Source organism: Pseudomonas sp. KH_024_B2, assembly GCF_057839965.1.
Genome location: NZ_CM174502.1, coordinates 521,773 through 534,589 on the forward strand (window position 1 = coordinate 521,773; position 12,817 = coordinate 534,589).

General features: G+C 59.6%; 13 protein-coding genes. 7 read left to right on the forward strand and 6 right to left on the reverse strand.

Features of this window, described 5'->3' with window-relative positions; all coding sequences use genetic code 11:
• Positions 1–14: 14 nt before the first annotated feature.
• The gene (locus AC3I0A_RS02425; protein ID WP_489376062.1) at positions 15–1,553 is read right to left on the reverse strand and encodes an HDOD domain-containing protein; all 1,539 of its coding nucleotides are present in this window, start codon (positions 1,551–1,553) and stop codon (positions 15–17) included.
• A gap of 164 nt (positions 1,554–1,717) precedes the next feature.
• On the opposite strand from AC3I0A_RS02425, the gene motA reads away from it, so the two are divergent.
• Together motA and motB are read left to right on the forward strand one after the other, a co-directional pair.
• A complete protein-coding gene (motA, locus tag AC3I0A_RS02430) occupies positions 1,718–2,569 on the forward strand; it encodes a flagellar motor stator protein MotA (protein ID WP_489376063.1) in 852 nt (283 codons plus the stop codon).
• Between the two features lie 3 nt (positions 2,570–2,572).
• Entirely contained in the window at positions 2,573–3,601 is a 1,029-nt protein-coding gene (gene motB / locus AC3I0A_RS02435) for a flagellar motor protein MotB (protein ID WP_489376064.1), read from the forward strand.
• Positions 3,602–3,704: 103 nt separating this feature from the next.
• Here the strand turns inward: motB and AC3I0A_RS02440 are convergent, their stop codons facing one another.
• The 4 genes from AC3I0A_RS02440 to rsgA all read right to left on the reverse strand — a co-directional run bounded on the left by AC3I0A_RS02440 (position 3,705) and on the right by rsgA (position 6,842).
• Positions 3,705–4,193, reverse strand: a complete 489-nt coding sequence (locus tag AC3I0A_RS02440) for a toll/interleukin-1 receptor domain-containing protein (protein WP_489376065.1) — start codon at positions 4,191–4,193, stop codon at positions 3,705–3,707.
• Complete coding sequence (locus AC3I0A_RS02445; protein ID WP_489376066.1) at positions 4,193–5,155, reverse strand: caspase family protein; 963 nt, start codon at positions 5,153–5,155, stop codon at positions 4,193–4,195. The genes AC3I0A_RS02440 and AC3I0A_RS02445 overlap by 1 nt, the downstream gene beginning before the upstream one ends.
• Positions 5,156–5,158: 3 nt before the next feature.
• A complete protein-coding gene (locus AC3I0A_RS02450; RefSeq protein WP_489376067.1) occupies positions 5,159–5,566 on the reverse strand; it encodes a TIR domain-containing protein in 408 nt (135 codons plus the stop codon).
• Between the two features lie 244 nt (positions 5,567–5,810).
• The gene (rsgA, locus tag AC3I0A_RS02455) at positions 5,811–6,842 is read right to left on the reverse strand and encodes a small ribosomal subunit biogenesis GTPase RsgA (RefSeq protein WP_489376068.1); all 1,032 of its coding nucleotides are present in this window, start codon (positions 6,840–6,842) and stop codon (positions 5,811–5,813) included.
• Positions 6,843–6,949: 107 nt separating this feature from the next.
• Here rsgA and orn point away from each other — a divergent pair, with 107 nt between their 5' ends.
• Positions 6,950–7,492, forward strand: coding sequence for an oligoribonuclease (gene orn / locus AC3I0A_RS02460; RefSeq protein ID WP_489376069.1), 543 nt, complete (start codon positions 6,950–6,952; stop codon positions 7,490–7,492).
• 201 nt (positions 7,493–7,693) lie between these two features.
• Positions 7,694–8,305 (forward strand): trimeric intracellular cation channel family protein, encoded by a 612-nt coding sequence (locus tag AC3I0A_RS02465; RefSeq protein WP_489376070.1) that lies wholly within the window; start codon positions 7,694–7,696, stop codon positions 8,303–8,305.
• On the opposite strand, the gene queG is transcribed toward AC3I0A_RS02465, so the two are convergent.
• On the reverse strand, positions 8,302–9,366 hold the full coding sequence (queG, locus tag AC3I0A_RS02470) for a tRNA epoxyqueuosine(34) reductase QueG (protein ID WP_489376071.1): 1,065 nt from the start codon (positions 9,364–9,366) through the stop codon (positions 8,302–8,304). The two genes, AC3I0A_RS02465 and queG, sit on opposite strands and share 4 nt — an antisense overlap.
• A 63-nt stretch (positions 9,367–9,429) precedes the next feature.
• Between queG and AC3I0A_RS02475 the strand changes: the two genes are divergently transcribed.
• From AC3I0A_RS02475 to AC3I0A_RS02485, 3 genes are read left to right on the forward strand one after another with little or no spacing between them, the layout of a single operon-like run.
• A complete protein-coding gene (locus AC3I0A_RS02475) occupies positions 9,430–10,929 on the forward strand; it encodes an NAD(P)H-hydrate dehydratase (RefSeq protein ID WP_489376073.1) in 1,500 nt (499 codons plus the stop codon).
• Positions 10,917–11,387, forward strand: coding sequence for a tRNA (adenosine(37)-N6)-threonylcarbamoyltransferase complex ATPase subunit type 1 TsaE (tsaE, locus tag AC3I0A_RS02480; RefSeq protein WP_489376074.1), 471 nt, complete (start codon positions 10,917–10,919; stop codon positions 11,385–11,387). The genes AC3I0A_RS02475 and tsaE overlap by 13 nt, the downstream gene beginning before the upstream one ends.
• Positions 11,388–12,815 (forward strand): N-acetylmuramoyl-L-alanine amidase, encoded by a 1,428-nt coding sequence (locus AC3I0A_RS02485; RefSeq protein WP_489376075.1) that lies wholly within the window; start codon positions 11,388–11,390, stop codon positions 12,813–12,815.
• Positions 12,816–12,817: the final 2 nt, after the last annotated feature.

A 12,817-nucleotide genomic window follows, 5' to 3' on the forward strand; every position in this document is an offset into this window, starting at 1 on the left:
AGGATTGTAGCGCGTCAGTTGCCGCGGTTGGTAAAGCTGTTCAGGGCCTTTTCGATGCACTGCGCGGTTTTTCCGAAGGCCTGCACGGTGATTTCCGAGAACGGGCCGCCGCCCTGGTCGGCGACTACCAGCATCACCACCCGGCCGTTGCTGCTCAGTGAGTGCAACAGTAGATGCTCGCCACCGAATTGACTGCGCAGGCTGTTGGGCAAATGCGCCGAAAATTGTGCGTTATTGGCCGGTGTCAGGCGAAATTGTGCCGGTTTTGCCAGCAAGCGTTGCAGCACGGTGCTTTGATTGATCTGCAGGTTCAGCGTGGCCGATTCCTTGGGCAGGCCGGCAATCTGATGGACCCGCAGACTGCTCTGGCTGCGGTCGACCATCAACAGCATCGTCCGGCGCATCCCGCAGGCCACCAATGCGTCACGGGCAGAGGTGGTCAGGTGCATGGCGTTGGTGAAGCGGCTCGGCTCTACCAGCAACTCTGCGCAGTGTTTGCGCCATGTCACCAGGTCTTCGGCCGAGGGTGGTGCCGCCGGGAGCAGGCCGCTATGGAGGCGGCGTGTGGTCCAGGGCCAGAGCAGCGCTTCGGCCGGGTGCCAGAGGTCGGGCATTGCATGGTTGCGCGCACTCTGCGCGGCTTGCTGGTGAGATTGCTGCTGCAATTCATCCAGCGGCATTTGCAGATAAAGGCTGGTCAGGTACTGCCAGCGCAGACTGTGCGGACTGTCCCAGGCGTGTTGCGCCGACAGTGCCAGACCATTGGCCAGCAGCACGGTGTTGGCCGGCTGATTCAGCCAGCGGCGCAAGGCCGGGTCGGCGTCCAGCCGCTGTTGCTGACGCAAGCGGTGATCGCTGTCACGGGCGATATGCAGAACCTTGACCAGTATCCGTTGCTCGTTGAGGAGCAGCTGGTAACCCTGCCGCACCCAGATCGGCAAGTGCCAGATTTCGACGAGGGCCAGGCACAGCTTCAGCAGGCGCACGCCGAACAGCTCCCGTTCGACCTTGCCCGCCGACTCGCCCTTGTGAATCACCCGCAGCTCCCACTCTGCCAGCAACTGCGGATGCGTCAGCGCCAGCGGCCAGAGCGGCGAAAGAAACAGCAAGCTGCCCCAATGGATGTCTTGCCAGAGTCGCGCCAGGCGGCTGGCGAACAGGCCGTTGGCTTGCTGCGTGGCGTGTTGGCTAATCAGTTGCAACTGCCGTAACGCCACCGGGATTTCTTCCTGAGACAAGGCCGGCAGGCGCGCGAGCAATTCTTCAGTGCGCTTCAAACCGAGGCGATTGATCGCGATCTCAAGGTTCTCGGCTGGCTCGGTCATGCTGCCGTGGGTGTGCCGGTTGGCTTCGCGAATCACGCTGAGGGCCAGCGCGGGACTGTCTTGCATCAACTCGGCGATATCGCGAATCGAGCTGCGGCTGTCGGCGATGGCTTTGCACACCCGGTCATGACTGGTTTGCGGCACCGGCAAAGGAACAGCGTCGAGGAGCTTTATCCAGCCTTCGAGGGTGCCGGGTTTTGGACTTGGGACTGTCGTTTCATTAGCCATGGTTGGGCGCGATCATCATTCACAATTACACGCCCGGAAGGGGGCAAACTGGCTTTTCGCCTTAACGGCCTATAGTCTGGCGCAGTTTTGCCGATAAGTAGAAGAAGAGTTTTTTTATCTTCCGAATATGACCTTGAACCCGACTCAGTAAGTACTCTCTACCTATGGCTAAAATTATCGGCATCATCGTCGTATTCGCGAGCGTGCTCGGCGGATACGTGCTCTCCCACGGCAAGATTGCTGCCCTGATTCAGCCTTTCGAGGTGTTGATCATCGGCGGTGCGGCCCTCGGCGCGTTCCTCCAGGCCAATCCCGGCCACATGACGATGCGTGTCTTCAAGAAATCCTTGGGGATGTTCGGCTCGCGCTTTAATCACACCTACTATCTGGATGTGCTGGGCCTGATCTACGAGATCCTTAACAAGAGCCGTCGCGAAGGCATGATGGCGATTGAAGGCGACATCGAAGACGCCGCCGCCAGCCCGATTTTCGCCAAGTACCCGTCGGTGATCAAAGATGAGCGCATGACCGCGTACATCTGCGATTACCTGCGCATCATGTCCTCCGGCAACATGGCTCCCCATGAGCTGGAAGGTCTGTTCGACATGGAGCTGTTCAGTCTGAAAGAAGATCTGGAACATCCTTCCCATGCGGTCAACGGTATCGCCGACGCCATGCCGGGCTTCGGTATCGTCGCGGCGGTATTGGGTATCGTGGTGACCATGGCCTCCCTTGGTGACGGTGATCAGAAGTCCATCGGCCTGCACGTAGGCGCGGCGCTGGTCGGCACTTTCTTCGGTATTCTCGCGGCCTACGGTTTCTTTGGCCCGTTGGCCCACTCCCTGGCTCACGATGCCAAGGAAGAGCTGAACGTCTACGAGGCTATCAAGGCCTCGCTGGTGGCTTCGGCCTCCGGCATGCCGCCGTCGCTGGCGGTGGAGTTCGGGCGCAAGGTTCTGTACCCGGCGCACCGTCCTAGCTTCGCTGAGCTGGAACAAGCGGTTCGCGGTCGCTAAGTCATGGAAAATAACCAGCCGATAATCATCAAGCGCGTCAAGCGCATCGCCGGCGGGCATCACGGGGGCGCCTGGAAAATCGCCTTCGCCGACTTTGCGACGGCGATGATGGCGTTCTTCCTGGTGCTGTGGCTGTTGTCCACCGCGACTCCGGAACAGAAGATCGCCATCGCCGGTTACTTCAAGGACCCGATCGGCTTCTCCGAAAGCGGCACGCCGTACATCATCGATCTGGGCGGCTCGCCGGAGCTGGCGCCGGAGAAGACCATCAATCCCGAGGTCAAGTCTCAGCCGCAACCCGACAAGATCACCGTCGATACCGATCAGGTCGAAAGCATGGCCGAACAGGTCGAGCAGGAACGTCTCGAATTGCTGCTGCAAGAATTGCAGAACAAGGTCGAAGAAAACCCGCAGCTGCAGAAGTTCAAGGATCAGATCCTGTTCGAAATCACCCCGGACGGTTTGCGCATCCAGATCATGGACGCCGAGAACCGGCCAATGTTCGACTCCGGCAGTGCGCGTCTGAAACCGTATTTCGAAGACATTCTGCTGGCCATGGCGGACACCATCAGAGCGGTGCCGAACAAGATCAGTGTCAGTGGTCATACCGATGCCAAACCGTACACGGGCAGCGGCGACTTCGGTAACTGGGAGTTGTCGGCCAACCGTGCCAATGCCGCGCGCCGCGCGCTGGTTGCCGGTGGTTATCCGGATAAGCAAGTGGCCAGGGTCGTGGGTTTCGCCTCGTCGGCGTTGTTCGACCGTGAGCATCCATTCAATCCGGTCAATCGGCGAATCGATATCGTCGTGCTGACCAAGAAAGCCCAGCGCGCCATCGAAGGTGAGCAAGGGGCCGAGCCTGCTCCAACTCCGGCATCAGGGCAGGGCGTACCGGGTGAAGTACCGGGCGCAGCGATCGACCCGAATGCCTTGCCGGCGGACAAAGAGCCACTGCCGGCTCACGAGGTTCGGCAGAAGTTGAACATCTTCGAGGATGGGGTATTGAAGATGGATGAGACGAAAGCGCAGTAGCTGCTTATAGGCGAATCACTCAAAGGCTGGACAAACAAACGCCCCGATTATCGGGGCGTTTGTTTTTTTAGGGGAAGGGGGGGCGAGGTGGAGCGCTAGCGGGTTAGAAGCCTCGGCGGATTTTATTTTTCAGCTCCGTGTGGAAGTGCTCGGCGTTCTTTCTGTTGGCGCTGCGCATTGACTCATTGGATACCGATCCTAAAGCCATGGTACGTCTGGAAGTTGTTTCACTGTTATACGACTCAATGAAAAGCTCAAGGTCCGTGCTCTTGGTCATCTTTGGCCATTTATCGAGATACAGTGGAAGTTCACTGTCGCCGGTCTTGAAGGAGCAGATGCGCCGGTCGGTGATAGTCGCTTCACCAATTTCAAAAGGTACCCACCAGGACAGCGCAGTTTCTTTCGATACCACTGCCAGCAGGTGAGTGCACTCGATGATGTTGCGGGTAATGACGCCTGTGATGTCCTCCGTCGTCTGCGATTGCGCGTCGAGTACGTCGAGGTATGTAGTGATATTGGCAAGTTTCAAGCGGGCATTGATGGCCATGGCCTGAGCCCGATCCGTATGGCGGTAGCTGATGAAAACCGACATTAGAAGTGTCCTTTGATAGCGAGTTCGCGGTAATAGGCGCCGAGTGCGGTCAGGCGGCAACCGGTGGAGTTCATGGCGGCGTAGTACATGTGCTCGGCATCCACTGGCTCGATCAGGCTGTGGCGATTGCACTTTTGCAGCTGTGCGAAGATTTCGCCGTGATCGGCGTTGAACACGGCGGTCTCCGTTGGTTCGTAACTCGGGTCGAGCGGATAGACGGATTGGGCCTCCGGAAACCAGTCAGGCAGCTTGCGCAGAATCTCTTCCTGGATAAGTGGTGGCACTTCTCGCAAGGCGATGAACTGCGAAACGTTGGTTTTGAAGACGGGACGTTGCTCCCAGGCCCCAAGAGCGTTGTCGACAAATGAGTACAGGCTGCCGGGAGTGATCTCTCCCAACACATTGGCTGCACCACCGTGCAGTGCTTGCAGCAGGAGGCTGGTGAATACGCCATGCCCGGCTTGTTCTTGAGCGGGTTGTTCTTTCTTGCAGGCGGTGAGGATGGTCATGCCTTCGCCAATAACACTTGCGCCACCTCTCAAGTTGCGTATTTCTCCCGCTGCGCCGGCTTGGCAGCAGTCGAGAATAATGACTTTGTTTTTGATCTTGTCAGCATTGTTCGCCCATTGAAGGATGTCGCTGATCCGGATGCCATCGTTACCGGTTCGATAGTCTTGAGGAATCAGCATGCCCTCATCGATGCTGGCCTCGAAGTGGCCGTGTCCGGCGAAATACAGAAGTGCGACATTGCAGTCGCCGGAGAACAATTCCTTGATGTTTTCTTCAAGGGTTTGTCGAGTCAGATTTGCCTCGGCGGAAGTCAGTACTATGTTTTTGAAGTTGGGCTTGCCTGTTGCGTGGCGCTCTAATACTGAGGCCATCGCCATAGCGTCGTTATTGCACCCTGACAGTGTCGAGATGTGCGTGTAGTTATTAATGCCAATGAAGAGAGCCTTGCGCATGTATTAACCCGCTGCATGTAATTTGATGGCATTGACAATGCTGTTGCTGTTCCAGGCGCATTCGGCATGGGCGGCATCCTTGACCACTGTTGACGTGCGTTCGGCAGCAAAAGGCTTGATGGCAATGATGACCTTCCCGAGACGCTGGGCGATCTCGATCTCCTTGTTGATCCACTTGCTGTACGTGGAGTACATGCCAGCCATGATCAGCACGGCCGAGCACGGGCGGATCTTGTTTTCGATGGCCTCCTCCAACTGCTTGTCGGTCTGTGCGCCGATGATTGGATTGTGCGGTGGCACAGAGAAGTTTTTAAAGTCGAAGGTAGGGTGTGCGGTGAGAAGCTTTATCAGATTGTCGTGAGCATCTGAATAGTTCCACGAATGACTGATGAACAAATGAAACGTCTGCATGAGTTAGCCCTCGGTTTCGCACGGTGCGAAATGACGCTTGCGCGGTCTGATTGACGGCGCAAAGAGGGAGTGAATGTATTGGAATAATTCCGGGCTACAAGGCGTCCGGAAACAAACAGAAACTTCCTTCTTCGTAGAATCATTAGTCCTACGGAAAGTTCGTTTGTTTAATTAGCGGGGTATTTTGTAAGGCGAGCAGAACAGCGACTAACCCTGCGTAAGTGCAGGGCTAGTCGCGGTCTGTTTAATAGCTGTTTTCAGGCAGGCTGGCGATGATCGAGCGATAGCTGTTCATCCGTTGCTGCTGCACACGGCCTTCTTCCAGCGCCTTGAGCAACGCGCAACCAGGCTCGCGGTCATGCTTGCAGTCGCGGAAGCGGCAGGTGCCGATCAGATCGTTGAACTCGATGAAACCGGCTTCAACGTCGGCGCGGCTGACATGGCCCAGACCGAATTCGCGAATCCCCGGGGAGTCGATCAGTTCGCCGCCGCCCGGGAAGTGGAACAGCCGCGCCGTGGTGGTGGTGTGCGTGCCCTGGCCGGACAGCTCGGACAGCGGGCCGACGCGGGCTTCGACTTCCGGCAGCAGGGTGTTCACCAGTGAGGACTTGCCGACGCCGGACTGGCCGACGAACACGCTGATGCGCCCGTCCAGTTGCTCCTGCAATTTCTCCATGCCATCGCCGTGATGGGCCGAGACTTCCAGCACCGGGTAACCCAGCGTGCGGTAAACCGCCAGCAAGGCATTCAACGCCGGAGCGTTCTGTTCGTCGATCAGGTCGAACTTGTTCAGCAACAGTAGCGGCTTGATGCCTGCATGCTCAGCGGCGACCAGATAACGGTCGATCAGGTTGGCGTGGGGCTCGGGCAGCGGGGCGAAGACGATCACGATCATGTCGACGTTGGCTGCAACCGGCTTGAGCTGGCCGCGACTGTCCGGGCGACAGAGTTCGGTGTTACGCGGCAACTGCGCAACGATCACGCCGATGCCCTGGTTGCCGGCACGCCAGACCACCTGATCGCCGGTGACCAGCGCGGGCAGGTTGGCGCGCAAGTGACAGCGGAAAACCTGGCCGGCCAGTTCACCGTCGCGGGCTTCGACCTCGACCTGCACACCGAAGTGGGCGATCACCAGGCCGGTTTGCTCGGGGCCAAGATCGCCACCCTCGAGTGCTTCCACGGCAGAGGATTCGCGTTTGGCGGCGCGGGCAGCGCGTTCGCCTTGAATCTTTTCGATGCGCCAGTTTTGGCGACGATTGAGCTGGCGTTTGGCCATTGGTGTTCCGTGTCGATAATGCAGCGGTTAGGTAAAACGGCCGCGAGTTTAGCACGCCCTGCCTGCTGGCTAGGCTAAACTGCGCAACTACGCCGAGGAGCCGACACATGCAAAACCCGCAGAATTTGATTTGGATCGATCTGGAAATGACCGGTCTGAACCCTGACACCGACGTCATCATCGAGATGGCGACCATCGTCACTGACAGCAATCTCAATACCTTGGCTGAAGGCCCGGTCATTGCCATCCACCACAGCGACGAAATCCTCGCCGGCATGGATGAGTGGAATACCCGTCAACACGGCGGTTCCGGCCTGACTCAACGGGTTCGCGACAGCCGTATCAGCATGGCCGAAGCCGAAGCCGAGACCATCGCCTTCCTGGAAAAATGGGTGCCCAAGGGCAAGTCGCCGATCTGCGGCAACAGCATTTGCCAGGATCGCCGCTTCCTCTATACCCACATGAAAGCGCTGGAAGGCTACTTCCACTACCGCAATCTCGATGTGTCGACCTTGAAAGAGCTGGCCGCACGCTGGGCGCCGGATGTGCTCAACAGCTTCAAGAAGGGCAGCACCCACCTTGCGCTGGACGACATCCGCGAGTCGATCGCCGAGTTGCAGCACTACCGCAAGAACTTCATCAAATTTTGATTCGGCGATGTCTGGTCTGACGTCATCGCGAGCAAGCTCGCTCCCACAGTAGACCGCGCTGTACCTGTGGGAGCGAGCTTGCTCGCGAAAGATCTTTCAGACACTGAAGGTGTTCAAGGTCAAAGAACTTTCTCTGGCGCCCTCTTTTGGTGCCTCGGCGATCTGAGTAGACTGCGCGCCTTCTTGCAAGGACTGCCCTCCATGTTGCTCATGCTCTACCTGATTGCCATTACCACTGAAGCCATGACCGGCGCGTTGTCTGCCGGTCGCCGCGGCATGGACTGGTTCGGAGTGGTGCTGGTCGCCTGCGTGACGGCACTCGGTGGTGGTTCGGTGCGCGACGTGCTGCTGGGTCACTACCCGCTGACCTGGGTCAAACACCCGGAGTACCTGGTACTGACCTCGATCGCGGCACTGCTGACGATCTTTATCGCCCGGTGGATGCGCCACTTGCGCTCACTGTTCCTGGTACTCGACGCCGCAGGCCTGGTGGCCTTCACCCTGATCGGCTGCATGATCGCCCTGGAAATGGGCCACGGCATGCTGGTGGCTTCGGTCAGCGGGGTGATCACCGGGGTATTCGGCGGCATTCTGCGGGACATCTTCTGCAACGACATACCGCTGATCTTCCGTCGCGAACTCTATGCCAGCGTCTCGTTCGCTGCCGCGTGGTGTTATCTGCTGTGCGTCTATCTGCAATTGCCGAGCGAGCAGGCGATTCTGATTACCTTGTTTGGCGGCTTCCTGCTGCGCTTGTTGGCGATCCGCTTTCACTGGGAAATGCCGAAGTTCGTCTACAACGACGAACACTAACGGCTGGCGTGTTGTTTCAGCGCCCACTCCACATGCTCCCTCACCAGCTCTGACGGATAGTCCCGTCGCGCTTTCAATGCTTCCAGCACCGGAATCGTTGAAGGCGCATTCCCCAGCCCCACCGCCAGATTGCGCAACCAGCGCTCGTAGCCAGCCCGGCGCAGCGGCGAGCCTTCGGTGCTGCTGAGAAACTTCTCTTCATCCCACATAAACAGCTCGGCCAGTTCAGCATTGTCCAGATTGTGCCGGGGTTTGAAGTCGCCTTCTGCCGAAGGGCGAGCGAAGCGGTTCCACGGGCAGACGATCTGGCAGTCATCGCAGCCGAACACCCGATTGCCGATCAGTGGCCGCAAATCTTCGGGAATGGCGGTTTTCAGTTCGATGGTCAGGTAGGAAATGCAGCGCCGTGCGTCCAGCACATAGGGGCCGACGAACGCATTGGTCGGGCAAATGTCCAGGCAGGCAGTGCAGCGACCGCAGTGCTCGGTGGCGTGGGGCGGGTCCACCGGCAGCGGCAAGTCGACAAACAATTCGCTGAGAAAGAAATAACTGCCGGCCTTGCGGTTGAGCACCAGGGTGTTTTTGCCGATCCAGCCAAGCCCCGCCTGTTCGGCAATGGCCTTTTCCAGCACCGGGGCGCTGTCGACGAAGGCGCGATAACCAAAGGGGCCGATCACCTGCTGGATGCGATCTGCCAGCTGCTGCACGCGTTTGCGAATCAGCTTGTGATAGTCGCGGCCCAGGGCATAGCGCGAAACATAGGCTTTTTCCGGCTGCGCCAGGCGCTGAGCCATCCGGGTATCGCCCGGCAGGTAATCCATGCGCAGTGACACTACTCTCAGCGTGCCGGGTACCAATTCCTCCGGGTGCGAGCGTTTGCTGCCGTGGGCGCCCATGTAGTCCATCTCGCCGTGATAGCCGGCGTCGAGCCAGCGCTGCAGGTGCTGCTCATGCTCGGCCAGGTCCAGGCCGCTGATGCCGACTTGTTGAAAGCCCAACTCGCGGCCCCAATCCTTGATCGATTGGGCGAGGGCGCGAAGGTCTGTGGTAATAGCAGGCATGAGGCGAGAGAAACCGGGGCTGAGGTGCGTATAATTCTGCCAGACATCGGAGCCCGAAGACGCATGCCGCAGACAAAACACGATTTACCCGACGCGCTGTATAGCGCCGCCCAAGTTCGCGACCTTGATGCCAGCCTGATTGCGGCGGGTATACCAGGCTTCGAATTGATGCAGCGTGCCGCGCGGGCAATGTGGCGAGCCATTGTCCGACGGTGGCCGAATGCGGGTGAACTCAGCGTTGTGGCAGGACATGGCAATAATGCGGGCGACGGCTATCTGGTCGCGGCATTGGCCCTGCGTGCCGGTTGGCAGGTACAGGTGCTGGCGGCCGCTGATCCGCAACGGTTGCAGGGAGACGCCGCGCTGGCCCATGCGCAGGCTTTGGCGGCCGGGGTGAATGTCCAGGCCTGGACCGCACCGGCAGCCTTGAGCGGTGTCATGCTGGACGCGCTGCTGGGGACGGGGCTGGCGGGTGAAGTGCGTGAGCCTTACGCCAGCATCATCGCCGCCATCAATGCCAGCGGTCTGCCAGTGGCTGCGGTGGATATTCCTTCGGGTCTTTGTGCCGATACCGGACAGGTCCTGGGCGTGGCCGTGCGGGCTGATCTGACGGTAACCTTCATCGGATTGAAGCTGGGTCTGTTCACCGCACAGGCCGCGGATTGTGTTGGGGAACTGGTATTCAATGATCTGCAAGCACCTCCCGAACTGCTGGCCAGGGTTTGCGCAAGCGCCAAGCGCCTGATACCGGGCAATTTGCCGCGTCTGGCATCACGCCCGCTCACTGCTCATAAAGGTCAAGCCGGCCATATGCTGCTGATCGGCGGTGACCGCGGTTTAGGCGGTGCCATCTTGTTAAGTGCCGAAAGTGCCCTGCGCAGCGGTGCGGGCATGGTGTCCCTGGCGACTCGCAGCGAGCATGTGCCGGCAGCCCTGGCGCGTTTGCCGGAAGTCATGACGGTGGGCACGCATTCGGCGAACCAACTGATGGGGCTGCTTGAGCAGGCTTCGGTATTGGTGGTTGGCCCGGGGCTGGGTCAAGCCGCGTGGGGGCGCAGTCTGTTGTCGGCGGCGGCCAATGCGCCGTTGCCGCAAGTCTGGGATGCCGATGCGCTGAACCTGTTGGCCAAAGGCGGATTGGCCTTGCCGGCAGGTTGCGTGATCACCCCGCATCCGGGCGAGGCGGCGCGTCTGTCGGGTATTTCGACAGCGGCCGTTCAGGCGGATCGCTTTACTGTTGCGCGCGAATTGAGCAAGAAATATTCAGCCGTTGTCGTTCTCAAGGGTGCCGGCAGCCTGATTGCCAGCCCGGACGGTCGCCTGGCGCTGTGTGATCGCGGCCACCCGGCAATGGCGACGGCGGGCCTTGGGGATGTGCTGGCCGGACTGGTCGGCGCGCTGCTGGCTCAGGGCATGGAGGCTTTCGATGCGGCTTGTCTGGCGGTCTGGCTACACGCCAGCGCGGGCGAGCAGCAAGGCAAGTTGGGCCGGGGGCTGGCGGCCAGTGATTTGATTCCAGCCATTCGTCAGTTGCTGGAGGAGCAATCACCGTGTCTGAAGTAACGCTGTATCTGGCCGATGAAGAAGCCATGATCAAGTTGGGGGCGCGTATCGCTCAAGTCACCCGGGGGCTTGGGGTGATCTTCCTGGACGGTGATCTGGGGGCGGGGAAAACCACCTTGTCGCGGGGCATTATCCGTGGCCTGGGGCATGTGGGGGCGGTCAAGAGTCCGACCTTTACCTTGGTCGAGCCCTATGAAGTCGGTGAGGTCAGAGCCTTCCATTTCGACCTTTATCGACTGGTCGATCCAGAAGAGCTGGAATTTCTCGGCATCCGTGATTACTTCGAAGGTGATGCACTGTGTCTGATCGAATGGCCCCAGCGTGGTGCAGGCTTTTTGCCAAAGCCCGACCTGACCATTACCATTAGCCCGCATAACAGCGGACGTTCGCTGAGTTTGTTGCCCCAAGGCTCGCGTGGCGAGTCGTGGTGTGCCGCTTTGGCATTGGAATTCAAATAAATGATGGGGTTAGGTATGCGCTTTCGCGCGTTGGTTGCTGTCGTAGGACTATTGCTTACGGCAGTGGCCGTCGAGGCTGTGGCCGCTACACAGGTGCGCAGCGTACGGCTGTGGCGCGCACCGGATAACACGCGACTGGTATTTGACCTGTCCGGTCCGGTCGAGCACAGCGTCTTCACCCTGTCTTCCCCGGATCGTCTGGTGATCGACATCAATGGCGCCACCCTGGGAGCGCCGCTGAATGTGTCCACCGCCAATACCCCGATCACCGCCATGCGCTCGGCCCAGCGTACGCCGACCGACCTGCGGGTGGTTATCGACCTGAAAAAAGCCGTCACGCCGAAAAGTTTCATCCTGGCGCCGAATGCGCAGTACGGCAACCGGCTGGTGGTCGACTTGTTCGACAACGCCGCCGATGCCGCGCCGATCCCGCCGCCAACCAATGTCGCCACGGTGCCAGTGGTTCCGGTCACACCTGTAGAACCTGCCATCAAGCTTCCACCCGCGCCGGCCGGCAAGCGCGATATCATTGTGGTCATCGACGCCGGTCACGGCGGCGAAGACCCGGGCGCTTCCGGTTCCCGTGGCCAGAAGGAAAAAGACGTGGTGCTGGCGATCGCCAGAGAGTTGCAGCGTCAGGTCAACGGCATGAAGGGCTTCCGCGCCGAGCTGACCCGCACCGGCGACTACTTCATTCCGTTGCGCGGGCGTACCGAGATTGCCCGCAAGAAGGGCGCAGACCTGTTCGTTTCGATCCACGCCGATGCGGCGCCGTCAGCCGCCGCCTTCGGAGCTTCGGTGTTCGCCTTGTCTGATCGCGGCGCCACATCCGAGACCGCTCGTTGGTTGGCCGACAGTGAAAACCGCTCCGACCTGATCGGCGGTGCCGGGAATGTCAGCCTTGACGACAAGGACCGGATGCTCGCCGGGGTATTGCTCGACTTGTCGATGACCGCTTCGCTGACCTCAAGCCTGAACGTCGGCCAGAAGGTTCTGAGCAACATCGGTCGGGTCACGCCATTGCACAAGCAGCGCGTCGAGCAGGCCGGGTTCATGGTATTGAAATCCCCGGATATCCCGTCGATCCTGGTGGAAACCGGGTTTATCTCCAACGCCAACGAAGCGTCGAAACTGACAGCGTCGACCCATCAGCAATCACTGGCCCGCTCCATCAGCAGCGGTGTTCGCCAGTTCTTCCAGCAGAATCCACCGCCGGGCACTTATATCGCCTGGCTGCGCGACGCCGGCAAGATCGCTCAAGGGCCGCGTGATCACCGGGTGAACCCGGGTGAAACACTGGCGATGATTGCCGTGCGCTATCAGGTTTCGGCCTCCACCCTGCGCAGCGCCAATAATCTGAGCAGCGATGAACTGAAAGTCGGTCAGAATCTGACCATTCCGGGCACGGAACTGGCGGCCAAGGAATGAGT

Coding starts and splice junctions, on each gene's coding strand:
- orn (WP_489376069.1), top strand. CDS start 6,950: ATGCAAAACCCGCAGAATTTGATTTGGATCGATCTGGAAATGACCGGT.
- AC3I0A_RS02450 (WP_489376067.1), bottom strand. CDS start 5,566: ATGCAGACGTTTCATTTGTTCATCAGTCATTCGTGGAACTATTCAGAT.
- motB (WP_489376064.1), top strand. CDS start 2,573: ATGGAAAATAACCAGCCGATAATCATCAAGCGCGTCAAGCGCATCGCC.
- queG (WP_489376071.1), bottom strand. CDS start 9,366: ATGCCTGCTATTACCACAGACCTTCGCGCCCTCGCCCAATCGATCAAG.
- AC3I0A_RS02485 (WP_489376075.1), top strand. CDS start 11,388: ATGATGGGGTTAGGTATGCGCTTTCGCGCGTTGGTTGCTGTCGTAGGA.
- AC3I0A_RS02465 (WP_489376070.1), top strand. CDS start 7,694: ATGTTGCTCATGCTCTACCTGATTGCCATTACCACTGAAGCCATGACC.
- rsgA (WP_489376068.1), bottom strand. CDS start 6,842: ATGGCCAAACGCCAGCTCAATCGTCGCCAAAACTGGCGCATCGAAAAG.
- AC3I0A_RS02440 (WP_489376065.1), bottom strand. CDS start 4,193: ATGTCGGTTTTCATCAGCTACCGCCATACGGATCGGGCTCAGGCCATG.
- motA (WP_489376063.1), top strand. CDS start 1,718: ATGGCTAAAATTATCGGCATCATCGTCGTATTCGCGAGCGTGCTCGGC.
- AC3I0A_RS02445 (WP_489376066.1), bottom strand. CDS start 5,155: ATGCGCAAGGCTCTCTTCATTGGCATTAATAACTACACGCACATCTCG.
- AC3I0A_RS02425 (WP_489376062.1), bottom strand. CDS start 1,553: ATGGCTAATGAAACGACAGTCCCAAGTCCAAAACCCGGCACCCTCGAA.
- AC3I0A_RS02475 (WP_489376073.1), top strand. CDS start 9,430: ATGCCGCAGACAAAACACGATTTACCCGACGCGCTGTATAGCGCCGCC.